This window comes from Rhodovulum sp. FJ3 (assembly GCF_032918305.1).
Classification (GTDB): domain Bacteria; phylum Pseudomonadota; class Alphaproteobacteria; order Rhodobacterales; family Rhodobacteraceae; genus SAT37.
The window spans coordinates 130,363-154,640 of record NZ_JAWJUU010000005.1 but is presented as its reverse complement, the minus strand read 5'-3'; the positions used below and the strand labels follow the sequence as shown (position 1 = coordinate 154,640).

Here is a 24,278-nt window from a genome sequence, read left to right as displayed (position 1 = left end):
AATCGAAATCGGCACATGGCCTAGGTGCGCGGGCGGCTGGCCCGCCCCCATCGCAGGTCCGGTGCCACCAAAGGGAAATACACGATGGACCTGTCTCTGGCCGCTTTGGCGGGCAATCTTCTTGCGCCTACGATCCTGTTCTTTGTCCTTGGTCTGGTGGCCGCCTTTGCGCGCAGCGACCTGTCCATTCCAGAGGGCGCGGCCAAAATCATGTCGATTTACCTGTTGATGGCCATCGGGTTCAAAGGCGGCGCTGGTGTCGCCGAAACAGGGATCAGCGCGCGGCTCCTCCTTGCGTTGGTGGCGGGGGGCGTTTTGTCCTTTGTTCTGCCGTTTGTCGCCTATGGCTTGGTACGGGCGATGACCCGTCTGGACCCGCTGAACGCGGCGGCGGTGGCGGGGCATTACGGGTCGATCTCAATCGTGACCTTTGTCACCGCATCCAGTTTGCTTGAGGCCCGTGGCGTCCCCGCCGAGGGGTATATGGTCGCCGTTGCCGCCGTGATGGAGGTGCCCGCGATCATGTCTGCGCTGTGGTTGGCGGCGCGCAAGGGTGGGCAGACCGAAATGGGCTGTTCCCTGATGCGCCATATCATCGGCAACGGGTCCATTGTGTTGCTGGTCGGGGCGTTCGTCATCGGGGCGGTGACGGGGCAACCCGGGCTTGAGCAGATGAAACCGTTCATCGTGGTGCCCTTTACCGGTGTGCTGGCGCTGTTCCTGCTGGATATGGGCCTGTCGGCGGGCAAGAGCGTGATGAAAAACCGTCGTGACCTGTCGGGGGGCGTTTTCCTGTTTGGCTGTGTGATGCCATTGATCGGATCGCTGTTCGGCCTTGGGGCGGGTCATCTGGTCGGGCTTAGCGATGGCGGCGTGTTCCTGATGATGGTTCTGTCGGCCTCGGCCTCCTATATCGCGGTGCCGGCCGCGATGCGCCTTGCCCTGCCGCAGGCGAAATCGGGGATTTACCTGTCGTTGGCGCTGGGCGTGACGTTTCCGTTCAACCTGACGCTGGGCCTGCCGTTGTATTTCTGGCTGGCGACGCTGTAGGCGCGGACGCCGGACGGGTACCCCGTCCGGCACCCGTTGTCAGATCAATGCGATCCGGTCGCCATCCGCTGTGCCGATGCTGGCCATGCGATAGCGGCAGTGACCGGCTTGACGTTGGAACACCGACACCCCAAGCAGCCAGACACGCACCACCTGTGTTGCCTCGCCCCCGATAATGTCGCGGTAATCCTGCGATACGTTGCGGGTTTCGCCTAACCATTTGCCCAGATCGTCAAAGCCGCTGCGCTGAACCACATGGGTTTCAACCGCGTTCCAACCGGGCAGGGGACAGCGGAACACCTTGCCCACGGGAAGGGTGCTGCTCCAGAGGTAGGTGATGTCCTGCCCGTCATCGAATTCGACCCCGATAGACAGGTAATCATGGGTGGGCACCGTGTCTTCGGCCACGCGGGAGGGCAGCTCATCCACCAGCCACTCCCAATTCAACACCTGATCCTGATCCAGCGGCAGGTTCACATCGCGGCGCAGGATCGCGACGTTCTTATGCGTGGCACAGGCCATTTCATTGCCCGTCTGGCGGAACACGCCGGATTCGCCGAAACTGTGGTGGTTGGTCCAACCCTCGGGCGTGATGTGGGGCGACAGTTCGCGCTCAATCGCCGCGCTGATCAGGCCGGCGGGATCGCCTGCCGCGCGCAGCCGCTGCAGACCGGACAGGGCGTCCCCCTCCCACGCGATTGCGACGCCCTCAATCCGGCCATCGGCGGCGGTATAGACGTCGAGGGGCGGCCACAGATCGCCCTCGGCATTGGCCCATTCCCCGGCGGATCGTGCGATGGTTAGCGGGCCGTCCCCATCCGCGATCATGGTCCCTGCGTTATCTGTCGGGCTGAACATGGGGCCGGTGCCGACGCGGGCAAAGGTGACCATCCCCGGTTCAATCCACAGATCAAGCGGACGCGCCAGATACCACCGGCCACTGACCAACAGCGTCACCTGTTGCCCCTTTTTGACCGGCATCAGGACCGTATCCCACGGCAGGGTCGCACCGGTGATCGTGAACGCCTGCGCCTGACCAAGCGCCGCACCCCCCGCGTCATCGAACGCGGCCAGAACCGCCTCGGCAAACCCGCCCTCGGGGAACAGGCGCGCGGCGGCAAGTGTCGGGGCGGACGCCGCCAGACCGGCCGCCCCCATCCCGCGCAGAACCGCGCGGCGTGACATATGATAACCATGCAATGAACAAGGCATGTGGTTCCTCCCATCTGTTTGATGCGTGCAAATCTGGGCGCCTTTGGCCGCAAATGGGTCAGGCAAATGTAAGAAAAATGTAAGTTCTTGCGCGCAGGGGCGGGACCATAGTCGTCTATGGGACGCCACCGGCGCGTGCGATATTTCGGGGATGACAACGGGTTGGTTTAACACGGCGGCGGGGCGGGGCCCTTGGATCATCGCGGCGGGCGCGGTGGTTCTGCCCTTGTTGATCGCGCTGGCCCTGCTCAGCCTGTGGTTTCTGGACGCAAAACAGGTCGAAACCCTGAGCACCCAGCGCCGCGCGGCCCTTGAGGCCGTCAACGAGGTGGCGGCGGAGTTGACCACGCGAACCGAGGCCGCGGCCAGTGCCCTGATCGCGCAGGGGGCAGAGGTGTTTGCCGACGACGGGGCCCTTTCGGCGCGGGGGTTCTATCTGGGGCGATCAGACGTAGCGACCATGGCGATTTTCGACGCCGAGGGCGCGCAGGTCTTTCCCGATCCTCAAACGCTCTCGACCTTTTCCGAACTGACCTATCTGGATCAGGGCCGCGCGCGTCTGGAACAGGCGCAGGCCGAGGCCACGGACGCGCGCATCACTTGGGCGGGGTCGCTGCGCGATCCGGCCCTGCCGGTGATCGGATGCCAAAGGATCGAGGCGCGCGCGGTCTGTGTCTATTTCCTGCCCGAGTTCTTCATGGATCAGGCGGGTGATCTGCGTCTCTATGATCTGGGGGCACAGGCCTTGCGGGCCGAGGTCACGCGCGTCCATGCGGTTTTGCCCGCGCCCTATGCGGGGTTTGCGGTGGCGTTGGAGTACGATCTGCAACCGGCCTATGGTGGCTGGGCTTTGGTTTTGCTGATCGGACCGGCGGTTCTGGCGACGCTTGGGGCGCTGGGCCTGTTTGCGGCGGCCTATCGCGCGCATTTGCAAACGGCACAGGCGCGGGTTGCGAGTTTGGCAATGGTCAGCCACGAGTTGCGCACGCCACTGGCCAACCTGCGTCTCTATGCGGATATGTTGCCGGATGCGGCGGGGGATGCGCCGCGTGTTGCGCGCTATGGTCAGGTCATCGCCGAAGAGGCCACGCGCCTTGGCCGGATCGTGGACAACGCTTTGGCGACCGAAACATCCGCGCCCGCGCTGCAAACCCTGTCTGTGGATGCGCGCCTGCGCGATCTGTTGACGCGGTTCGGGCCAAGCGTTGTGGATCACCTGAACCTGACGCTGGATCTGAACACACCGGATGTTGTGCGGATGGATGGGACTTGCGTGGATCAGGTGGTTCTGAACCTGCTCGACAACGCACGCAAATACGCGCCGAGCGCGGCGGTGCGTCTGTGTTCGGCGCGGCGTGCGGACCGGATTGTGATCCGTGTGTCGGACGATGGCGCACAGGTGCCGGTCGCGGGGGCGGGGGGCTTTGGTCTTGGGCTGCGGACCTGCGACGGGCTGGCCCGTGCGGCGGGGGGGCGGTTCACCTATGACATCACCGCGCAGGGCAGTTGGTTCGAACTGTCCCTGCCCTATGAAAGGGCCGACTGATGCGGGTTCTAATTGCCGAAGATGACCTGTCCCTTGGCACGGGGCTGGTGGACCTGCTGGGGCGCGACGGGTTTGAATGTGTGCTGGTGGGCGATGGTCGCGCGGCCGAGGCTGCGTTTCGCGACGATCCCTTTCCGATTGTCGTTCTGGACATCGTGATGCCGGGTCAGGACGGTTTGACCCTGTGCCGGACCTTGCGCGCGATTGCGCCCCAGACGCAGATCATGTTGCTCAGCGCGCGGGGGGAAACGTTTGACAAGGCGCGGGGGCTGCAACTGGGCGCGGACGATTATGTGGCCAAACCGTTCGACCCGTCCGAATTGCGCGCGCGCCTCTCGGCCATGGCGCGGCGGGCGCGGGCGGTGCCGTCGGCCGATGCGCGGTTCAAGATGGGCGATGTCTGGATCGATCCCGCCGCCCTGATCGCGATCCGTGATGGAGAAGAGATCAGCCTGACCCAGCGCGAGCTTTGCCTGCTTCGGCTGCTCTATACCCATGCGGGGCAGGCCGTCAGCCGCAACCAGTTGTTCGATCACTGTTGGGGACGGGACTATTTTCCCAACAGTCGCGCGCTGGACCAATATATCTCGACCCTGCGGGGCAAAATCGAATGGGACCCGAAACAGCCGTGCTTGATTGAAACCGTGCACGGGGTCGGCTATCGCCATCCGGTGTCGCCCGCGCGGTAACGCACTGTTTCCGTTTGGGGGCGGAACGGCCCCGGTTTGGCCCGAATTCGACACATCCGCGCCCCATCGGGCCACCACAACCTTGGGTGTACCGCAACAAGCCCCAAGGACCCCACGCAATGAAAAAGCTGCTGAACCGGCTGCGCAAATCGGACAAGACCGCCGTCGTGGCCGCCGAAAAGCCCCGCGCATCGGACCCGTTTGAGCGCCGTTTGCAACGTCTGGCCAAAACCGAAGCGGCGCCCGCGAAACCCGCACGCCCCGCAGCAGCCGTTTTTAGAAATTTGTCTGAACGTCAGGCAGGTTAAGTGCCGTCATCAGGTCGCGCAGTTCCTGACGGGCGGCGACGTTACTGATGTTCATGCCTTTGACCCCGATGTCCTTGAGATCCAGCAGGGTCAGGCCATTGGGGTAGAGTTCGCGAAAGATCACCCGCTCGCTAAAGCCGGGGGCGACGCGGAACCCGATGCGACGGGCAAGGTTTTCCAACGCGTCACCCATCTTTTTCTTGTTGTGCATCTGCTGGGCCCCCAGACGGTTGCGCAACACGACCCAGTCGATCGCGGGCAGGCCCGCTTGGGCGCGCAACTGACGCGCGCTCCACACCATTTCGGAATAGATCGACGGGCCAAGGATCTTGTTGGTTTGCGGATCGATTTGCGCCAACAGATCAAAGTCCACAAAGCTATCGTTCAGCGGCGTGATCAACGTATCAGCCAGCGAATGCGCGACCTGACTGAGGCGTGTATGCGAGCCGGGACAGTCGATCAGGATGAAATCCTTTTCCTGCTCCATTCCCGAAACGGCGACAGACAGGCGGCGGTCAAAGATGTTTTCACCGGGGGCCAGTTCGTCTTTGTCGATTTCGGGCAGTTCGCGGTAGTCGGGCGTCGGCAGGTCCAGACCTTCACGTTCGCAAAAGGCGCGGCGGTTCTGGGCATAATGGCCAAAGCTGCGTTGGCGCAGGTCCAAATCCAGAACGCCGACCTGTTTTCCGGCCCGCGACAAGGCGGTCGCCACATGCATCGAGACGGTCGATTTGCCCGCGCCGCCCTTTTCATTTCCGACAACAATAATATGCGCCATAACCCTGATCCCCGTGCGGATTTTGTTCCGCTACTTGTTGGTCTGCACCTTATGTGCGCTTTCCGCGTAAAGAAAGCGGTGCCGATGGACAAGACCGATAATCAATGCGTGAGTGTGGTTTTCCGGTGTGCCCGTGGCGCGGGTTTATTCGGGGGGCGGAAACGAAAAACGCCGCCCCGAAGGACGGCGTTTTAAACAACTGCGCGTGGCGGGTCTTAGAAGCCCAGGCCAGCGTATTTGTTTTTGAACTTGGATACACGACCGCCGGCATCCATCAGACGCGACGAACCGCCGGTCCATGCGGGGTGCGACGAGGGGTCGATGTCCAGCGACAGGGTGTCGCCTTCTTTGCCGTAGGTCGACTTCATCTGAACGACGGTGCCATCGGTCATTTTGACGTCGATGATGTGGTAGTCGGGATGCAGATCTTTTTTCATATCGACGGATCCTTACTTGTCGGCTTTGGGCTTGTAGTTGGTCACTTCGGCGATACGTGCCGATTTACCGCGACGCGAACGCAGGTAGTACAGTTTCGCGCGACGGACTTTACCGCGGCGGACAACTTCGATGCTGTCGATGTTGGTCGAGTGCAGCGGGAACACACGTTCTACGCCCTCGCCAAACGAGATTTTACGCACGGTGAACGAGCCAGCGATGCCGCTGCCGTTCTTGCGCGAGATGCAGACACCTTCATAGTTCTGAACACGCGAACGCGTGCCTTCGGTCACTTTAAAACCGACGCGGATGGTGTCACCGGCCTTGAAATCCGGGATGTCTTTGCCAAGCGCTGCGACTTGCTCGGCTTCCAGCTGTGCGATCAGGTCCATCGCATTTCTCCTATATGCTCACGGTTTTTCCCGCGAAGTTTTCGATCGCCCCAGAGCTCGTGGTCTCTTGCCGGGTCCGCCGTGCGCCCGCCCGAGATCAGGTCGAATTTTCCGTATCCTTTGATCCATGCGGTCCCTTGGGTTTCCCCGGCAGAGCAACCGGTTCAACGTCAAGCGCATCTCTCATCGGTAAATGCGACAATGCCGACGAATGGAATCTTCGCCAGCACGGACACATGGCGCGGGTTTTAGGCCCGCCACCGCAGGCAATCAAGCGGTTTGCACGCGAAAATCGCCCGAAAACCCTAGTCTTTGTCGTTTTTTTCGCAAAATTTGGCCCAGAGGTCGGGTCGACGGGCGCGGGTCAGGGCGTGGGACTGCTCTTGGCGCCATTCTGCGACCTTGCCGTGGTTCCCGGACAACAGGACATCGGGAATCGTCCGGCCCCGCCAATTCGTGGGGCGGGTGTATTGCGGATGTTCCAAAAGGCCGTTGCAATGGCTCTCTTCTTCGGTCGAGGCCTGATTGCCCAGAACGTTCGGCAACAGGCGCACGGTCGCGTCGATCATCGCCTGCGCGGCCAGTTCGCCGCCGGTCATGACGAAATCGCCAAGGCTGATTTCCTCGACCTGATATTCGTCGAGAACGCGCTGATCCACGCCCTCAAACCGGCCACACAGGAACGTGGCACCTTGGGCCTGCGACAGGCGCTGGGCGGTGGCCTGATCAAAGGGGCGACCGCGCGGGGACAGGTAGATCACCGGCCAATCGCCACGTTCATGCGGCGTGCCCTTTGCGGCGTGATCCATGGCGGCGCCGACCACATCGGGGCGCAACACCATGCCAGCACCACCACCGGCGGGGGTGTCGTCGACGTTTCGATGCTTGCCCTCACCGAACCGGCGCAGGTCGATGGTCTCTAGCGCCCACAACCCTTGATCCAGTGCCTTGCCGGTCAGGGACTGTCCCAGCACGCCCGGAAAGGCGTCGGGGAACAGGGTGATGATCTTGGCCGTCCATGCGCCCCGCAGGCGCGGGGTGGGCGACATCAGGTCACGCGGGGTCATCGAGGCGCTGATCGACAGGCGACCGTGGGATTTGGTGGGTGCTTTCATGGCGCTCTCTTAGCCGGTTTCTTTGCCGCCCAAAAGCCCCGAGCCATGCGCGGCGCGCTCGGCCCGCAGCTGTTTCTTGCGGGCCTCGACGGTGGCATCGTCCAGATCGGACCGGTTCAGGTCCAGATAGGCGCGTAAAAGGGCGTCATCGCCACGGGCGTTGCGCAGGTCAACGGGTTTCAATGCGGCGCGCCGTTCGGGCGGCATGCGCATCAGGTTCAGGATGGGCGTCGCGGGGCCAAAGGGCAGATCGCGACAGTCATCAAGGTCGTTGGACAGGACCCTGTGGTCCGGAACGGCATCGCGAATATCCGAAAGTACGGTGGCAAAATCGGCGGCGTTCGGACAGCGTTCGACAAAGGCGTCAAAGCTCTCGGTCATGCGCGAGGCCTTGATATGTTGCCAATAGGCGCTGCGATACCACGAGGATGCGGCGCGCGTTCCGAGCACAAAAGTCAGTTCCAACCGCCTGCCGAACAGGGCCTGCAATTCTTCGGCGTACCCCTGCAACAAATCCGGCGCTGCCGAATAATCCGTCGTGCCAAGACGACCGGCAATGCATCCCGACAGGTCCTCGGCCGAGACCAACAGCTGTCGCTTGGGCGAAAGGTTCAGGTCGTCGACGTATTTGCCAAACAGATAGGCCGCCTTGTGCAGGTTGAACGTATCGCGCTTTTCCGCATAGGTCCGCGCCGCGCGCAGCGTACTTTCGAACTTGTCGCGTAGGCCGATCGCCATGACCGGCCATAATTCGCGCCGATTACGCTTGAGCACCGCCTGTACGCTGGTCGTGCCCGTCTTGTGAAAGCCTGCGTGTATGACGATACGCTGCGGCGGCATATCAGTCGGGGAAGACGCCTTCGGGGGGATCGGCGATGATGCGCCCCGCGTCCAGATCAACCGTGGGCACCGCCGCATTGGTGAACGGCAATAGGGCCGTGGTCTTCAGGCCCGGTCCGAACACCTCAAGCAGATCGCCCGCGCCATGGTCATGCACGGCGCGCACAACGCCCAGATGCTTGCCGCCCGTGTCATAGACCTCCAGCCCGATCAGATCGGCGTGGTAATATTCGTCATCGGGCAGGCTGGGTAGTTTGTCGCGCGGTGCAAACAGTTGCACGCCGCGCATATCATCGGCCTGTTCCTTGGTGCTGATACCGGTCAGGCGCGCGGCATAGCCGCCTTTGATCTGGCGGGAAATCTTGACCTTGAACTCGCGCCCGCCCTCTTGGTCAAACAGCGGACCATAGGTCGCGATGTCCTCGGGAATAGCGCAAAAGCTTTTTAGACGAACCTCGCCGCGCACACCGAAAGATCCGGCAATCGCACCAACGCACACAAGATCGGGTTTGTCGCTCATCTCTCGGGGATCGCCTTGTTCTGGGCTTGAATTGTCAATGTGATAGCGCACCAGACACGGCGGGGCAATCGCCGCTAGCGCGTCTCGAACGGCAGGTGGCCGCGGCGCTCTTCCCAGCCGACTTTTTGCAATTCGGGGGTGTCACTTGTGGTTTCGGGATAGCCCACACAGAGATAGGCGATCAGACGCCAGTTCTCGGGCACATCCAGATCACGGCACAGGGCCTCGGGGTCCAAGATCGACACCCAGCCCACGCCGATCCCACGCGCCCGCGCAGAAAGCCAGAACAGGTTGATCGCCGAGACCACAGAATAGCGGCGCATCTCGGGCATGGATTGCGCGCCAAGACCGCTGCCTTTGGGGGTTTCTTCGTCGCAAAAGACCGCCAGTTGCACGGGGGCCTCTTGCATGCCGGACAGTTTCAGACCGGCGTACATCTGGGCCTTGTCGCCCGAATACCCATCCAGCGCGCGTTCATTCGCCGCCTGATAGTTGGTCAGGGCCGCCTGACGGGCGGCCCCGCTGTTCACCTGAACAACGCGCCACGGTTCGGACAATCCGACCGACGGCGCCAACAGGAACGCATCAAGGCATTCCTGCAGCAAAGGCGCGGGAACGGGATCGGTGCGAAAGCGGCGCACATCGCGCCGCCATTGCATCAGGCTGTCCAGCTGTTGCCGGAATGCGCCGTCAAATTCCCCGTTCCCTGCGGCCATCGCCTTATTCTTCGGCGGCTGCTTCGGGTGCTTCTGCAGCAGCTTCTGCTGCTTCAGCTGCCTTGGCGGCTTTCTCTTCAGCACGGTCCTGAGCTTTCTTGCCCGGAACAGCTTTCTTGGGGTTGTTGCGCTCTTTCTTGGTCAGAACGCCAGCAGCTTCCAGCATACGTGCGATACGGTCGGTCGGCTGAGCGCCCTGGTCCAGCCAGTACTTGACGCGCTCCATGTCCATTTTCACGCGCTCTTCGCTGTCTTTGGCCAGCAGCGGGTTGTAGGTGCCCAGTTTCTCGATGAAACGGCCATCGCGGGGCATACGGGAGTCCGTTGCAACGATGCGATAGAAGGGACGTTTTTTCGAGCCACCGCGGGCCAGACGAATTTTAAGTGCCATGGGTTTTCTCCTTGAATTGGCGATAACGGGCGGACCCGTTTATTCCTGATGTTTCTCGTGGTGTTTGATGACTTCCTGAATGATGAAATTCAGAAAGGCCTTGGCGAATTCCGGATCAAGGTCGGCGCGTTTTGCCAAGTCCTCTAGCCGGGAAATCTGTTTTGCTTCGCGCGCCGGATCGCTGGGCGGCAAGGCGTGTTGTGCCTTGAGACGACCAACGGCCTGCGTGTGCTTGAACCGCTCGCCCAAGGTATAGACGAGGATCGCATCCAGACGGTCGATGCTTTCGCGATGCTCTTTCAAAAGCTCGGCGGCGCGTGCGGCGGTATCAGTCAATGGCAAAGCCTTTCGGTTTGAACAAAGGGTCGCAATAGTGGCTGATCTCAAGCGCGATGCCGTCGGCAATCTGGCTGTTCTTCAACTGCTCGGGCGTCGGGTGGCGATAGACCGCATCGTTGCCGTCAATCGTGGCCGCGCCGTGATCCTTGGTCGCGCCCAGACGCTCGGCCAGACGGATGGAATCAAGGTTCTTGGGGTCGATATAGCTGACCGCGCTGTCCCAACCGCCCTCGGTATAAAAGAACCGCCGCGCCTCATGCGTCGCCTCAAGGGCATAGCCCTTACCGGCCTTGTCAGGCCAGATGATCCACGCGATTTCGCGTTCGGGCCAGCCTGCGGGCTGCCATCCACCGGCCATGCCATAAGTCTCGTCGGTCGCCTTGTCGTGGATCATCCACATGCCAAAGCCACGGATCTCCCAATGGCCGATCTCTGCGGCATAAAGCATCCACGCCTCGTATTTGTTCAACGGCCCACCCATGAACCGCGAACGATACGAACTGAACGTCGCCTTGAAATCGGGATAATCCTCGGGCTCGGGGCCACGCAGGACCAAGCGCTCGGTCTCCAGAACGGGAATGTCACGATGGCCCATTACACAGCCCTCCGTGCAACCAAACCCGCACCCTTTTCATCTTGGCACAAATACTCTCGGGGAGCGCGAGGGGCAGACAGCCCCTCGCTCCCGCACGCGACCACAGCCGCCGAGGTATATGTGCCAAAAACGATCACTTCTTCTTCCCGAAGCCCGACAGACCCGGCGGCAGGGCACCACCGCCCAGACCGGGCAACCCACCAGGCAGCTTGCCGCCCATCGCCTTGGCTGCCGCCTCAAGCGCTTTGGGGTCCATCTGCGAGGGGTCCATTTGCGACGGGTCCATTCCGGCAGGCAGGCCGCCGCCTTTGCCGAACATGCCCTTCATGGCTTGTTTCAGCATGCCGCCTTTGCCCATCTTACCCATCTTCTTCATCATGTCGGCCATCTGGCGCTGCATCTTCAGCAGCTTGTTCAGGTCCGACACCTCTAGACCCGCACCTTTGGCGATCCGCTTTTTGCGGCTGGCCTGCAGCAGTTGCGGGTTGGCGCGTTCGCGCTTGGTCATGGACTGGATCAGGGCGATCTGCTGTTTCAGGATGCGGTCGTCGAACCCTGCGTCCTGCACCTGTTTGGCCATTTTGCCCATGCCGGGCATCATGCCCATAACGCCTTCCATGCCGCCCATCTTGATCATTTGTTCAAGCTGCATTTTCAGGTCGTTCATGTTGAACTGACCCTTTTGAAAGCGCTTCATCATGCGCTCGGCCTGTTCGGCCTCGATCGTCGCCTGTGCCTTTTCGACCAGCGAGACAATGTCGCCCATCCCAAGGATACGACCCGCGATCCGTTCCGGATGGAACTCTTCGATCGCATCCATCTTTTCGCCCAGACCGACAAAGCGGATCGGCTTGCCCGTTACGGCGCGCATCGACAGGGCTGCACCACCGCGCCCGTCACCGTCCATACGGGTCAGGACTACGCCCGAAATCCCGATCTGGCCGTCGAACTGTTCGGCGACGTTCACCGCGTCCTGACCGGTCAGGCCGTCCACCACCAGCAGGGTCTCGCGCGGGGTGACGACGTTGCGCACGTCCTCGACCTCTTGCATCAGCACATCGTCGATGTGCAGACGACCCGCGGTGTCCAGCATATAGACGTCATAGCCGCCCATGGTCGCCTGTTGCTTGGCGCGTTTGGCGATATCGACCGGCGACTGGCCTGGAACGATGGGCAGGGTGTCGACCCCGATCTGGGTGCCCAGCACGGCCAACTGATCCTGCGCCGCCGGACGGTAAACGTCGAGCGAGGCCATCAGAACGCGCTTGCCGTTCACGTCCTTCAGACGTTTGGCCAGTTTCGCGGTGGTCGTGGTTTTACCGGACCCCTGCAGACCCACCATCAGGATCGGCGCGGGCGGGTTGTCGACCTTTAGCGTGCCGGGCTCACCTTCGCCCGACAGGACGCCGATCAGCTCGTCATGAACGATTTTGACGACCTGCTGGCCGGGTGTAACCGATTTGGTGACGGCTTGGCCGGTCGCCTTGGTCTGGACCGCTTTGACGAAATCGCGCGCGACGGGCAGCGAGACATCGGCCTCAAGCAGCGCGACGCGCACTTCGCGCAGGGCGGTTTTTACATCATCTTCGGACAGGGCGCCCTGTTTGGTCAGACGATCAAAGACGCCAGATAGGCGTTCGGATAGATTTTCAAACATGCCTTGGCCCTCCAACGACCGGTTATGCCTTGCCCGATCCAGATAAGACCGAACGCCCAAAACACCAACGGCACCAGTGGGCGCAACGCGCTGACTGGTGGCGATCCCTGCATCATGCAAAGGGACCGGAAGGTTTCACGCTTCCGGGGTTTGGGGCGCGTTTAGGCGCGATGATCGGCAGAGTCAAGGAAAACAGCGCATCCGCGCTTATCCGCGGCCCTGCTCATGTTCCAGACGTAGACGGGCGACGGTTTCGTTGCGCTCGGACGTCAGTTGGTCGCGCAGGCTGTTGGCCACATAATCCATATGCGCCTCGACCGCCGCGCGGGCGGCTGCGGGATCGCGCGCCTGAAGGGCGGTGTTGATCGCGCGGTGCTGATCCAGCAGTGCGCCGCGCGTCGTGCGCTGTTTGAACATGATCTGACGGTTGTAAAATACGCCCTCGCGCAGCAGTTCGAACATCGACCGCATCATGTGCAGCATCACGACGTTATGGGACGCCTCGATGATCGCCATATGGAAATCCGCGTCCAACCGCGCCTCATCCGTCGGGTTGCGCTTGGGGTGGGCGGCCTCCATTTTCGCGAACACGGTGTCGATCACCTGTAGGTCGATGTCAGAGGCCAAACGCGCCGCACGTTCGGCGGCCAGACCCTCCATATCGCGGCGAAAGGCGATATAGTCGAACACGGCCTCATCGTGGTTCCCGAACAGTTTGATCAACGCGGGCGAAAAGGCGGATCCCAACACCTCGGCTACAAAGATACCGGCGCCAGCGCGGCTAACCAAAAGGCCGCGTTCCTGCATCTCGCCGACCGCTTCGCGCAAGGACGGGCGCGACACGCCAAGACGTTCGGACAGTTCGCGTTCGGATGGCAGACGTTCACCGGGGCGCAGAATACCCTTTAGGATCAACAGTTCGATTTGTTTCTGAACCGACTGGGACAGGCGTTCAGGGTTGACCTTTTGAAAGGGCATGGCTCACTCCGTAATTGGTCGGATCATATGACCAAAGCGCCGTGCCGCCAATCAAAAAAGGCCAGCGCAAGGCTGGCCTTTTGGTCTTGGGTGTCGGGATCGCTTAGGCGTTCGGGCGGATGATGATTTCCACGCGACGGTTCTGGGCGCGACCGGCCTCATCAAGGTTGGAGGCAACGGGTTCGGCTTCGCCGCGACCAATGGCGCGCAGACGCGAGGACGACACACCCGAGTTGATCAGGATGCTGGTCACGGACTGGGCGCGCTGGGCCGACAGTTGTTGGTTATAACTGGCCGAGCCGGTGTTGTCGGTGTGGCCAATCACATCCACGGTCGTGTCGGGGTATTCGTTCAGGCTGTTGGCGAGAACGCGCAGGTCGCTGGTCAGGCTGCTACTGACCACGGCGCTATCGACGGCGAACAGGATGTCTTGGGGCATGGTCACGATCAGTTCGCTGCCGGTGTTGACCACCTTGATCTGGCCGTTGTCAAAGTCGTTCTTCAGGTCCTGCGCCTGTTGATCAAGCTGCGATCCGATCAAACCGCCAATCGCGGCACCGGCAACCGCGCCGATCAGGGCGCCGTTCTTGGTGTCTTTGTCATTGTCACCCAGCAACGCGCCGGTCGCAGCGCCCAGAGCCGTGCCAAGTGCGGCACCCTCAATCGTGCGCTGGCGCGGGTTGTCGGTTGCGGTGTTGACGTCGGTACAGGCCGACAGGGCGACCAGACCGGCAAGGGCCGTGGCGGCGGTGGTTTTCATAATAGGCATGTTGTCCTCTGTTCTGCTCGCGGCCCCGTCGGGGCGTGTTTTGCGGCAATATATATGGTGAGGAAACACGCGCCGGAATGGTTTGGTTCCGGTATTTTACGTATCGGGCGATGAACCGCGCATCATGGGCGTCTTTATGCCGATACGCTGTCACAATCGACGCGTGCGCCTTCCCATGCCAGCATCGCGCGTTTCACCGGCAACCCCCAGTGATAGCCGCCCAGCCCGCCGGATTTGCGCAGCGCGCGGTGACACGGGATGATCCAACTGATCGGGTTGCGCCCCACGGCGGTGCCCACGGCGCGCACGGCCTTGGGGTTTCCGACGGCCTGTGCGATGTCGGAATAGGTGGTCACATGGCCCGACGGGATGTTCAGCAAGGCCTGCCAGACCTGCAGATGGAACGGCGCCCCGATCAGATGCAGGGGCATATCGCCCGACTGACCGCTCTCGGCCCCAAAGGACGCGGCGACCCAACCGGCAATGCGCGACGGATCCTCGACATAGTCGGCGGCGGGCCAGCGGCGTTTCAGATCGTCCAGTGTCGCGTCGCGCCCCGTCTCGGACGCAAACCCCATGGCGCATAGGCCCTTGTCCGTACCCATGGCCAAGGTGTCGCCAAATGGCCCGTCGAACCAGCCCCAATAGATCGTCAATCCCTCACCCCCACGGGCATATTGGCCGGGCGTCATGGCCTGCCATGTGACGAACAGATCATGCAGCCGCCCCGATCCCGACAGGCCCATCGCCTGTGCGGTTTCCAGCGTGGTGTGATTGAGGCGCAAGAGGTCCTTGGCATGGTCCAGCGTCAGGTATTGCTGATACCGTTTGGGGGATACACCCGCCCATTGGGTAAAGACGCGTTGGAAATGGGCGGGGCTCATCCCCATGTCGCTGGCCAGTTGGTCCAGCGTTAGGGGCATCCCGCTCGCCGCATCGATCTGTTCGATGGCGCGGCGGATCACGCCGAAATGGTAGTGCTGTTCGGGGGTGTCCATGGCGGGGCTCCTTTCCATCCTAGGCTAGGGGGCGGCGTGCGTATTTGCGACCCGAAACTTGCGCAATGTGATGGGACGAGGGCGAATAGGGCCTTGCCGGATGTGGCCCCCTTGGGCATACCCCGTGATATGGCAAAACAGCTTGATTATCACACGATCCACGAGATCTTTACGCGGTTTGAGGCCCAAGAGGCCGAGCCCAAGGGCGAACTTGACCACGTCAACGCCTATACCTTGGTGGTGGCGGTGGCCCTGTCGGCGCAGGCCACGGATGCGGGCGTGAACAAGGCGACCAAAGCGTTGTTCAAAATCGCCGACACGCCGCAAAAGATGCTGGATCTGGGCGAAGAAGGTCTGATCGAACACATCAAGACCATCGGCCTGTTCCGCAACAAGGCCAAGAACGTGATCAAGCTGAGCCGCATTCTGGTCGATGACTATGACGGTCAGGTGCCGTCGTCGCGCGCCGCGCTGCAATCCCTGCCGGGGGTGGGGCGCAAGACCGCGAACGTCGTACTGAACATGTGGTTCCACTATCCGGCGCAGGCGGTCGATACGCATATCTTTCGCCTTGGCAACCGCAGCGGCCTCGCGCCGGGCAAGGATGTAGACGCCGTTGAGCGCGCGATTGAGGACCACATTCCCGTGGAATTCCAACAGCACGCGCATCATTGGATGATTTTACACGGGCGCTATACCTGCAAGGCCCGTAAACCCCTATGCGGCACCTGTATCATTCGCGATCTGTGCCAGTTCGAGGAGAAGAACCTGTGAGCAAAACCTACCAAGTTGTCGGCATCGGGAATGCCGTGGTCGATGTCCTGACCCAGAGCGACGATGCGTTTCTGGACAAGATGGGCATCCAGAAGGGGGTGATGCAACTGGTCGAGCAGAGCCGTGGTGCGCTGCTCTATGATGCGATGGGAGAGCGCACGCTGGCCGCGGGTGGTTCGGTTGCGAACACGGTTGCGGGGATCGGGAATCTGGGCCTGAAAACAGGGTTCATCGGTCGTGTGCATGACGATGAGTTGGGCCAGTTCTATGCCCGCGAGACCGAGGATGATGGCACCGCCTTTATCAACCCGCCGGTTGCGGGGGGCGAGTTGCCGACGTCGCGGTCGATGATCTTCGTGTCGCCCGATGGCGAGAGGTCGATGAACACCTATCTCGGGATTTCGGCCGAGGTTGGTCCCGAGGACGTCGATGATGCGGTGGTTGGTGACACCGAATTCCTGTTCCTTGAGGGGTATCTCTACGATAAGCCCAAGGGCAAAGAAGCGTTCGAGAAGGCCGCGAAGACCTGTCAGGCGGCGGGCGGTCAGGCGGGCATCGCCCTAAGCGATCCGTTCTGTGTCGACCGTCACCGCGCGGATTTCCGGCGGCTGGTTAATACACTGGATTTCGTGATCGGGAATGAGCACGAATGGTCGTCCCTGTATGAAACCGACCTGTCGGCAGCGTTGGAGCAGGCGGCGGCGGAATGTGGCACGATTGTCTGCACGCGCTCGGGCGGGGATGTCGTGATCGTGCGCGGTGACGAAGAGGTCATCGTGCCGGTGACCCCTGTAACGCCCGTTGATGCGACCGGAGCGGGCGATCAGTTCGCGGCCGGTTTCCTGTACGGTCTGGCAACCGGAGCGTCCTTGGATGTGGCGGGCAAGATGGGCGTGATCGCGGCGCGCGAGGTCATCGGCCATTTCGGCGCGCGCCCCGAAACGGATCTGGGCGCCTTGTTCCGCGAAGGCGGCGTTCTGTAAGGACGGTTGGCGGGGGGGGCTCCCGCCAAAACCCACCGCGCCAAGGCGCGTCGGTTTTGTTGGGCGTGGCCGCCGCATACGCGGCGGCGGGCCCGCAGGGTGGGGAGGTCAGTCGCCGAGTTTGGCGTGCACCTCATCCAGATCGATTTCACCGATCGGATATTTGTTCCCCGGATTTTCAAAGTCGTATTTGAACAGGTTGAAATCGCGTTTGTAGATTTCATAGACCAGATGCATCGACAGATCGTCGAAGTAATCTTCGACCGGATGGGCGCGTTTGGGGCCGTGGCCCTCGGATTCATTGAAACGCGGGATGGAGGCGAGGTCGACGTCGTGGCGCGTGTCGATGGCGTCCAGAACCTCTTGCATCCCGTCGTTGAACGTTTCGGTGTAAAAGATTTTGTCGTAGCGCCCGCCGTTCACGATAAAGGTCGAGATATGGCCCGACATGGCCGACCAGTGGATGTCGGGCTCCATCGGGCGGCGCCAGCGGATGGTATCCCGCGCGAATAGCAGGAACCGGCGAAAGCTCTGGATCTGGTCGAAATCGTCCTTGCCCTCATCGCCGCCGACTTCAATCCCGTATTTCTGGATCAACAACGGCACAAGGTTCCCGCGATAGCGACGACCGTTGCGTTGGATCCCGCAGATCTTGTCAAAGAACGAACTCAGGATGCGCGTATACGGGTTTCGCACACAGGTGAAGGCGTAGGAGCTATGGTTCAGGACGTTGTCGGTGATCGGTTGCTGGCTGTGTTCCAGCGACCATTTATGCAGGCCCGAGGTCGCATCGTGGATGTCCCCGTCGAAGAATTCCCCGTGGTCCGAATAAAACATGATCTGACCGATGGTCGAGCACGCACATTTCGGCACCACGCGGTACACGACGCTCTCACTCTCGGTCATCCAGGTGCCGGGAAACCCCATCTGCCTTTGCCTCCGTTACGCAACACTTTGATTAGGCGTATTACTTTGTTTAAACAAAGCAAATAAAGTGCGTTTATTCAATGGAGCATAGACGTTAGTAAAGACGTATCGTCGACAAACTTGGGACCACCCCTGCGAAATGGCTAAAATCGCCTATATCCTGCTGTGCCACAAAGACCCTGAGGCCATCATCCGTCAGGCGGAACGCCTGTCGGCGGCGGGCGATTATCTGTCGATCCATTTCGATGCACGTGCCGACAAGGCCCAGTTCGAGATGATCCGCGAATCCCTGAAGGACAACCCGCACGTCGTTTTCGCGAAAAAGCGGATCAAATGCGGTTGGGGGGCGTGGTCTTTGGTTGAGGCGACGTTGCATGCCGTGCGCGCCGCCGAACAGGCGTTTCCGCGCGCCACGCATTTTTACATGCTGTCGGGGGATTGCATGCCGATCAAATCGGCGGAATATGTCCACGATTTCCTTGATGGCACCGACATCGACTATGTCGAGAGCTTTGACTTTTTCAACTCGGACTGGATCAAGACCGGGATGAAGGAGGACCGGCTGTACTATCGCCACTATTTCAATGAGCGGACGCACAAGTGGCTGTTTTACACGTCCTATGAGTTGCAGAAAAAGCTGGGCCTGAACCGCAAGGTGCCGTCGGACATTCAGGTCATGATCGGCAGCCAGTGGTGGTGCCTGCGCCGTCGCACGATTGAGGCGATCCTCGAATTCTGTGAGCAGCGTCCCGATGTGCTGCGGTTCTTTAGCACCACGTGGATTCCGGATGAGACGTTCTTTCAGACGCTTGTGCGCCATCTGGTGCCCGAGTCCGAGATCAATACGCGGACCCTGACGTTCCTGATTTTCTCGGACTACGGGATGCCGGTGAATTTCTACAACGATCAGTACGATCTGTTGCTGTCACAGGATTTCCTGTTCGCGCGCAAAATCTCGCCCGACGCGAAGGAGCTGAAACGCCGTTTGGGCGCGCTCTATACCAGCAAGGGGGTCGAGTTCAAAATCTCGAACGAGGGGCGCAGCCTGTTCAAGTTCCTGACGGGACGCGGGCGGATCGGACGTCGCTATGCCCCGCGATTCTGGGAGGCTGAGGCCAGTCTAGGGCGCGAGCGTGAATTGATGATCGTGACCTGCAAGAAATGGCACGTGGCCAAGCGTTTGGTCGACAAGACGCGGCAGGTGACGAACCTGCCCGCGATCGAATATCTGTTCAATGAGGACGCGACCGAACTGCCGGATCTGGGCGGGATTCAGACGACGCTGGAGAAACGCACGCGGCACCGGCGGGCGTTGATGCGGATGCTGTTTGATTACTATGAAACTGATCGGTTGCTGATCTGTCTGGACCCCAGCAGTCTGGACCTGATGCAGGATTTTTACGCCGACCGCTGCACGACCAAACTGCTGGAGATCAAGACCGAGTTCACGGATGATTATCTGCTGGGCCATGCGCGGCGTGTGGGTCTGGCGGGCGAGCGTACCCCGCCAGAGGTGATTGAGCGTCTGTTGCCCACGATCCGCTATGACGTGGTGTTTGAAAGCGACCGCATTCGTGACGCCGATTTCCCGCATTTCCACCGCATCCGCGAAAGCGCCAGCGCCGAGGAAAACGCCGTGCCATTGGCGCAGTTTCTGGACGTGACACCCGAGCAGGCGCTAGAGGTCGCGGCGACCGATTATCTGTACGTAGATTGAGGACCAAAATGGCCTATTCCTATGATCCGCAAAACATCTTTGCCAAGATTCTGCGCGGCGAAATCCCCTGTAAATCCGTTCTGGAGACTGAGCATTGTCTGGCGTTCGAGGATATCGCGCCGCAGGCCCCGAACCATGTGCTGGTGATCCCCAGAGGGCCCTATGTTTGCTATGACCATTTCGCGGCTGAGGCCAGCGATGCCGAGGTTGTCGATTTCACGCGTACCATCGGCAAGATCTGCGCGATGCTGGGGGTTGAGCCCGGTAATGGCGGCGGCGGATATCGTTTGATTGCCAATTCGGGCGAGGCGGCGGTCCAAGAGGTTCCGCACCTGCATGTGCATGTGTTAGCGGGGCGTCCGTTGGGCCGGATGTTGGAGCGCGCCTAAGCGTCGGAATTGAGTATTTTTGCCAAGATGAAGACACCCCGTTTCCGGATCAGGAGGCGGGGTGTTTTGCGGTCAGGGCGAGGAAGGCGTCCTCAAGATCGGGTTCTTGGGTGCGGATGTCGCGGATGTTCATGCCAGCGGCGCGGATCGCCTCAATCAGGTGGCCGGTGGTGATGGTCGATTGGCTGTAGGTAAACGCATGGGTGCCATCGTGACCGATGGTGTGCGTGATGCCATCGGGCAGGGGGACGGCGGTGGGCGCGTCGCCCTCTGGGGTGATGACGAGGGTTTTCTGGTCCATCCGTCCGATCAGGTTCGCGGTGGTGTCGCGTGCGATCAGTTGGCCGTTGTCGATGATGCCGATTTCATCGCACATCTCTTGGGCCTCTTCGAGGTAGTGGGTCGTCAGGATGATCGTCATGCCCTGTTCGTTCAGGCGGCGCACATTGGCCCAGAGCATGTTGCGCAGTTGGATATCGACGCCAGCGGTCGGTTCATCAAGGACAAGTATTTGCGGGCTGTGGACCAGCGCCTTGCCCAGCAAGAGCCGGCGGCGCATCCCGCCCGAGAGGGAGCGGGCATAGGCCTCGGCCTTGTCCGTGAGGCCGATCAGTTCGAGGATGTCTTCGGTTTTGCGTTGGGACTTTGGCACGCCGTAGAGGCCCGCCTGTACGTCCAATGCGCCGCGCGGGGTGAAGAACGGATCGAGGTTCAGTTCCTGTGGCATGACGCCGATGGCCGCGCGGGATTGGCGTGGGTTTACGTCCTGATCGAACCCCCAGATTTTCACCGACCCTTGGGTTTTGACGACCAGACCGGCGAGAATGTTGATCAAGGTCGATTTGCCCGCGCCGTTCGGCCCCAAGAGGCCAAAGATCGAACCGGACGGGATGTCGAGGTCGATGCCGCGCAGGGCCTCTTTGGGCGGTTGATTCCCTGCGGCGCGGTAGGTTTTGCGCAGGTTGCGGATTTCGATCGCGTTTTGGGTCATGTTGTGCCCTTCTGGCCTTGTCCGTGCGGCGGGACTTGGTATCATGCGCCCTGATCTATCGCGCGCCGCGTCTTGCGGCAAGATATGGAGCCACGGAATGACGATTGCAGCCCCTGAAACCGAAGTTGTAAGCGCTTGGCGCGTTGCCTGTGATGGTGGCGAGGGTGCCCTTGGGCATCCGCGCGTGTGGCTGCAGATCGACCACGACAAGGGCTTTGTCGAATGTGGCTATTGCGACAAGAAATTCGTGCATGAGAGCGCGGTCGACGCGGCCAAGTAATCCCCCGAGCGGTGGATGCTGTTGCGGGGCGCGGCGGATCTCTGAACGTCACCGGCCCCGCCAAAGGAGCCATCCATGAGCTTTGGCAAGGGCTGTCACCTGCATCTGATTGACGGGTCGGCGTTCATTTTCCGCGCCTTTCACGCCCTGCCGCCGCTGACGCGGAAGTCCGACGGGCTGCCTATTGGGGCGGTTGCGGGGTTCTGCAACATGATCTTCAAGATGGTTGAGGACAATCGCGGTCCCGACGCTCCGACCCATGTGGCGGTGGTGTTTGACAAGGGATCGCATACGTTTCGCAACGACCTCTATGATCTGTACAAGGCGAACCGCGACGCCATGCCCGAGGATCTGCGCCCGCAGATGCCCCTGACGCGGGAGGCGACGCGCGCCTTTAACATCGCTTGTCTGGAACTTGAGGGCTATGAGGCCGACGACATCATCGCGACCCTGTCGGTGCAGGCGCGTGATGCTGGTGGTCGCGTGACGATCATCAGTTCGGATAAGGACCTGATGCAACTGGTCGGTGGCGGCGTCGAGATGATGGACGCCATGAAGAACAAACGCATCGGCGTCGAAGAAGTCGAGGAAAAGTTCGGCGTTGGCCCCGACCGTGTGATCGACATTCAGGCCCTTGCCGGGGATAGCGTCGATAACGTACCGGGTGCGCCGGGGATCGGGGTGAAAACTGCGGCATTGCTGATCAACGAATACGGCGATCTGGAAAGCCTGTTGGACCGCGCCGAAGAGATCAAACAGCCCAAGCGCCGTCAGACCCTGATCGAACACCGCGCGCAGATTGAGCTGTCCAAACAGCTGGTCACGCTGGATTGCAACACGCCGATTGACGTGGCGCTGGAAGATCTTGAGTTGCGCGCGCCCGAGGCCGAGACGCTGTTGCCGTTTCTGGCCGAGATGGAATTCCGTACCCTGACCAAACGTGTCGCCGATAGTTTGGGGGCCGAGGCGCCCGCGATTGATGACACGCCTGCGGCGACGGGTGGGAACGCGGCGACGCCCGCCGATGCGCCGGAATTCCCGCCGATTGACCCAGAGGCGTATGAATGCGTGCGCGACGCCGAGGCGTTGCAGGTCTGGATCGACGCGATCCGGCACACGGGCGTTGTCGCGGTGGACACGGAAACCACCGGTCTAGACGACATGCGCGCGGACCTTGTCGGGGTCTGTCTGGCAGTCGAACCCGGTCGGGCCTGTTACATCCCGTTGGCGCATAAATCCGGCGCGGATGATCTGTTCGGGTCTGGTTCACTGGCCGAGGGGCAGATGGACATGGACCGCGCCTTGTCGATGTTGAAACCCGTGCTTGAGGATCCGGCGATCCTGAAGATCGGGCAGAACATGAAATACGACGCCAAGATCCTGTTCCGCTATGGGATCAATGTGACGACGTTCGATGACACGATGCTGATGTCTTATGCGTTGCATGCGGGTCTGCACGGGCATGGCATGGACGCTCTGTCCGAACGGTATCTGAACCACGAACCGATCCCGATCAAATCCCTGCTGGGGACGGGGAAATCGGCGATCACCTTTGATCTGGTGCCGATTGATCAGGCCGTCGCCTATGCCGCCGAGGACGCGGATATCACCCTGCGCCTGTGGACGTTGTTCAAGCCGCAGTTGCACCAGAAACAGGTGACAACGGTTTACGAGACGTTGGAGCGTCCGCTGTCGCCCGTTTTGGCCTCGATGGAGCGTACGGGCATCTTGGTCGACCGCGATACCCTGTCGCGGATGTCGAACGCCTTTGCCCAGAAAATGGCGGGGCTAGAGGCCGAGATTCACGAACTAGCTGGTCAGTCGTTCAATGTCGGATCGCCCAAACAGTTGGGCGAAATACTGTTTGACAAGATGGAGCTGCCCGGCGGGAAAAAGGGCAAAACCGGTGCCTATGCGACCGGTGCGGATATCCTTGAAGACCTCGCCGCCGAGGGGCATGACCTGCCTGCGCGGGTTCTGGATTGGCGACAGCTATCCAAGCTAAAATCGACCTATACCGATGCGCTTCAGGATCACATCAACCCCGAAACGGGGCGCGTGCACACGTCCTATGTGCAGACCGGCGCGAACACGGGGCGCTTGGCCTCCACCGATCCGAACCTGCAAAACATCCCCGTGCGCAGCGAAGAGGGCCGCCGAATCCGCGAGGCGTTCGTCGCCGCACCAGGACGCAAAATCCTCAGCCTCGACTATAGCCAGATTGAGCTGCGCATCTTGGCCCATGTTGCGGGGATCGACACGTTGAAACAGGCGTTTCGCGATGGGCAAGACATCCACGCCATGACGGCCAGCGAGATGTTCGACGTGCCGCTGGACGAAATGACCTCGGACATCCGGCGTCAGGCCAAGGCGATCAACTTTGGCGTCATCTATGGCATCTCGGGCTTTGGCCTTGCGCGCAATCTACGTATCCCGCGCGCCGAGGCGCAGGGGTTCATCGAACGCTATTTCGAACGCTTTCCGGGTATTCGCGAATACATGGATGACACCGTGAAATTCGCCAAGGATCACGGATACGTCCAAACCCTGTTCGGGCGCAAGATCAACACGCCCGAGATCAACGCCAAGGGGCCGGGCGCGGGCTTTGCCAAGCGCGCGGCGATCAACGCCCCGATCCAAGGCACTGCCGCCGACATCATCCGGCGCGCAATGATCCGTATGCCCGACGTGATCGCGGACCTGCCTGCCGAGATGCTGTTGCAGGTGCATGACGAATTGCTGTTCGAGGTGGATGAGGACGCCATTGACGCCACCATCGACGCAGTGCGCACCGTGATGGAGGGCGCCAGTGCGCCTGCCGTGCATCTGGACGTGCCGTTGGTCGTGGATGCAGGCACCGGCGCGAACTGGGCCGAGGCGCACTGACCC

At 61.2% G+C, this 24,278-nt stretch carries 27 protein-coding genes; 10 read left to right on the top strand and 17 right to left on the bottom strand.

What is annotated here, in order from left to right:
* Window positions 1–84 precede the first annotated feature (84 nt).
* On the top strand, window positions 85–1,050 hold the full coding sequence (locus tag R1W00_RS14700; protein ID WP_317263519.1) for a sodium-dependent bicarbonate transport family permease: 966 nt from the start codon (window positions 85–87) through the stop codon (window positions 1,048–1,050).
* A 39-nt stretch (window positions 1,051–1,089) separates the two neighbouring features.
* Here the strand turns inward: R1W00_RS14700 and R1W00_RS14695 are convergent, their stop codons facing one another.
* Window positions 1,090–2,262, bottom strand: a complete 1,173-nt coding sequence (locus R1W00_RS14695; RefSeq protein ID WP_317263518.1) for a DUF3047 domain-containing protein — start codon at window positions 2,260–2,262, stop codon at window positions 1,090–1,092.
* A gap of 151 nt (window positions 2,263–2,413) precedes the next feature.
* On the opposite strand from R1W00_RS14695, the gene R1W00_RS14690 reads away from it, so the two are divergent.
* The 3 genes from R1W00_RS14690 (at window position 2,414) to R1W00_RS14680 (ending at window position 4,805) form a co-directional block, all read left to right on the top strand.
* Window positions 2,414–3,808 (top strand): histidine kinase dimerization/phospho-acceptor domain-containing protein, encoded by a 1,395-nt coding sequence (locus R1W00_RS14690; RefSeq protein WP_317263517.1) that lies wholly within the window; start codon window positions 2,414–2,416, stop codon window positions 3,806–3,808.
* Entirely contained in the window at window positions 3,808–4,497 is a 690-nt protein-coding gene (locus tag R1W00_RS14685; protein ID WP_317263516.1) for a response regulator transcription factor, read from the top strand. The genes R1W00_RS14690 and R1W00_RS14685 overlap by 1 nt, the downstream gene beginning before the upstream one ends.
* 119 nt (window positions 4,498–4,616) lie before the next feature.
* On the top strand, window positions 4,617–4,805 hold the full coding sequence (locus R1W00_RS14680) for a hypothetical protein (protein WP_317263515.1): 189 nt from the start codon (window positions 4,617–4,619) through the stop codon (window positions 4,803–4,805).
* Here the strand turns inward: R1W00_RS14680 and R1W00_RS14675 are convergent.
* The 14 genes from R1W00_RS14675 to R1W00_RS14610 form a co-directional block, all read right to left on the bottom strand.
* A complete protein-coding gene (locus R1W00_RS14675) occupies window positions 4,774–5,583 on the bottom strand; it encodes a division plane positioning ATPase MipZ (RefSeq protein ID WP_317263514.1) in 810 nt (269 codons plus the stop codon). The genes R1W00_RS14680 and R1W00_RS14675 overlap by 32 nt on opposite strands.
* A gap of 215 nt (window positions 5,584–5,798) precedes the next feature.
* Window positions 5,799–6,020 carry a 50S ribosomal protein L31 gene (rpmE, locus tag R1W00_RS14670; RefSeq protein WP_317263513.1) on the bottom strand — a complete coding sequence of 74 codons (222 nt, stop codon included), beginning with the start codon at window positions 6,018–6,020 and terminating at the stop codon, window positions 5,799–5,801.
* A gap of 12 nt (window positions 6,021–6,032) precedes the next feature.
* Window positions 6,033–6,410, bottom strand: a complete 378-nt coding sequence (gene rplS, locus R1W00_RS14665; protein WP_317263512.1) for a 50S ribosomal protein L19 — start codon at window positions 6,408–6,410, stop codon at window positions 6,033–6,035.
* 305 nt (window positions 6,411–6,715) lie between these two features.
* Entirely contained in the window at window positions 6,716–7,525 is an 810-nt protein-coding gene (gene trmD, locus R1W00_RS14660; protein ID WP_317263511.1) for a tRNA (guanosine(37)-N1)-methyltransferase TrmD, read from the bottom strand.
* A gap of 9 nt (window positions 7,526–7,534) precedes the next feature.
* Window positions 7,535–8,263, bottom strand: a complete 729-nt coding sequence (locus R1W00_RS14655) for a hypothetical protein (protein WP_317263510.1) — start codon at window positions 8,261–8,263, stop codon at window positions 7,535–7,537.
* A gap of 103 nt (window positions 8,264–8,366) precedes the next feature.
* On the bottom strand, window positions 8,367–8,885 hold the full coding sequence (gene rimM / locus R1W00_RS14650; protein WP_317263509.1) for a ribosome maturation factor RimM: 519 nt from the start codon (window positions 8,883–8,885) through the stop codon (window positions 8,367–8,369).
* 74 nt (window positions 8,886–8,959) lie between these two features.
* Window positions 8,960–9,601, bottom strand: coding sequence for a 5,6-dimethylbenzimidazole synthase (gene bluB / locus R1W00_RS14645; protein WP_317263508.1), 642 nt, complete (start codon window positions 9,599–9,601; stop codon window positions 8,960–8,962).
* A gap of 4 nt (window positions 9,602–9,605) precedes the next feature.
* On the bottom strand, window positions 9,606–9,992 hold the full coding sequence (gene rpsP, locus R1W00_RS14640) for a 30S ribosomal protein S16 (protein WP_317263507.1): 387 nt from the start codon (window positions 9,990–9,992) through the stop codon (window positions 9,606–9,608).
* 39 nt (window positions 9,993–10,031) lie between these two features.
* Entirely contained in the window at window positions 10,032–10,328 is a 297-nt protein-coding gene (locus R1W00_RS14635; protein ID WP_317263506.1) for a chorismate mutase, read from the bottom strand.
* The gene (locus tag R1W00_RS14630; RefSeq protein ID WP_317263505.1) at window positions 10,321–10,926 is read right to left on the bottom strand and encodes a GNAT family N-acetyltransferase; all 606 of its coding nucleotides are present in this window, start codon (window positions 10,924–10,926) and stop codon (window positions 10,321–10,323) included. Before R1W00_RS14630 ends, R1W00_RS14635 begins: the two co-directional genes overlap by 8 nt.
* 133 nt (window positions 10,927–11,059) lie before the next feature.
* Window positions 11,060–12,583 carry a signal recognition particle protein gene (gene ffh, locus R1W00_RS14625; protein WP_317263504.1) on the bottom strand — a complete coding sequence of 508 codons (1,524 nt, stop codon included), beginning with the start codon at window positions 12,581–12,583 and terminating at the stop codon, window positions 11,060–11,062.
* Window positions 12,584–12,790: 207 nt separating this feature from the next.
* Complete coding sequence (locus tag R1W00_RS14620; protein ID WP_317263503.1) at window positions 12,791–13,561, bottom strand: FadR/GntR family transcriptional regulator; 771 nt, start codon at window positions 13,559–13,561, stop codon at window positions 12,791–12,793.
* Between the two features lie 103 nt (window positions 13,562–13,664).
* The gene (locus tag R1W00_RS14615; RefSeq protein ID WP_317263502.1) at window positions 13,665–14,330 is read right to left on the bottom strand and encodes an OmpA family protein; all 666 of its coding nucleotides are present in this window, start codon (window positions 14,328–14,330) and stop codon (window positions 13,665–13,667) included.
* 134 nt (window positions 14,331–14,464) lie between these two features.
* Entirely contained in the window at window positions 14,465–15,328 is an 864-nt protein-coding gene (locus R1W00_RS14610) for a bifunctional helix-turn-helix domain-containing protein/methylated-DNA--[protein]-cysteine S-methyltransferase (protein ID WP_317263501.1), read from the bottom strand.
* A gap of 129 nt (window positions 15,329–15,457) precedes the next feature.
* Between R1W00_RS14610 and nth the strand changes: the two genes are divergently transcribed.
* Both nth and R1W00_RS14600 read left to right on the top strand, forming a co-directional pair.
* Entirely contained in the window at window positions 15,458–16,102 is a 645-nt protein-coding gene (gene nth / locus R1W00_RS14605; RefSeq protein WP_317263500.1) for an endonuclease III, read from the top strand.
* Complete coding sequence (locus R1W00_RS14600) at window positions 16,099–17,085, top strand: adenosine kinase (protein WP_317263499.1); 987 nt, start codon at window positions 16,099–16,101, stop codon at window positions 17,083–17,085. Before nth ends, R1W00_RS14600 begins: the two co-directional genes overlap by 4 nt.
* Before the next feature lie 108 nt (window positions 17,086–17,193).
* Here R1W00_RS14600 and R1W00_RS14595 read toward each other — a convergent pair whose 3' ends face one another.
* Window positions 17,194–18,012 carry a sulfotransferase family protein gene (locus R1W00_RS14595; protein ID WP_317263498.1) on the bottom strand — a complete coding sequence of 273 codons (819 nt, stop codon included), beginning with the start codon at window positions 18,010–18,012 and terminating at the stop codon, window positions 17,194–17,196.
* Window positions 18,013–18,151: 139 nt separating this feature from the next.
* On the opposite strand from R1W00_RS14595, the gene R1W00_RS14590 reads away from it, so the two are divergent.
* Complete coding sequence (locus R1W00_RS14590; protein WP_317263497.1) at window positions 18,152–19,729, top strand: DUF5928 domain-containing protein; 1,578 nt, start codon at window positions 18,152–18,154, stop codon at window positions 19,727–19,729.
* Between the two features lie 8 nt (window positions 19,730–19,737).
* Window positions 19,738–20,118, top strand: coding sequence for an HIT domain-containing protein (locus R1W00_RS14585; protein WP_317263496.1), 381 nt, complete (start codon window positions 19,738–19,740; stop codon window positions 20,116–20,118).
* A gap of 49 nt (window positions 20,119–20,167) precedes the next feature.
* Here R1W00_RS14585 and R1W00_RS14580 read toward each other — a convergent pair whose 3' ends face one another.
* A complete protein-coding gene (locus tag R1W00_RS14580; RefSeq protein WP_317263495.1) occupies window positions 20,168–21,109 on the bottom strand; it encodes an ABC transporter ATP-binding protein in 942 nt (313 codons plus the stop codon).
* A 97-nt stretch (window positions 21,110–21,206) separates the two neighbouring features.
* Between R1W00_RS14580 and R1W00_RS14575 the strand changes: the two genes are divergently transcribed.
* On the top strand, window positions 21,207–21,389 hold the full coding sequence (locus R1W00_RS14575) for a zinc-finger domain-containing protein (protein ID WP_317263494.1): 183 nt from the start codon (window positions 21,207–21,209) through the stop codon (window positions 21,387–21,389).
* Between the two features lie 75 nt (window positions 21,390–21,464).
* Window positions 21,465–24,275 carry a DNA polymerase I gene (polA, locus tag R1W00_RS14570; RefSeq protein ID WP_317263493.1) on the top strand — a complete coding sequence of 937 codons (2,811 nt, stop codon included), beginning with the start codon at window positions 21,465–21,467 and terminating at the stop codon, window positions 24,273–24,275.
* Window positions 24,276–24,278: the final 3 nt, after the last annotated feature.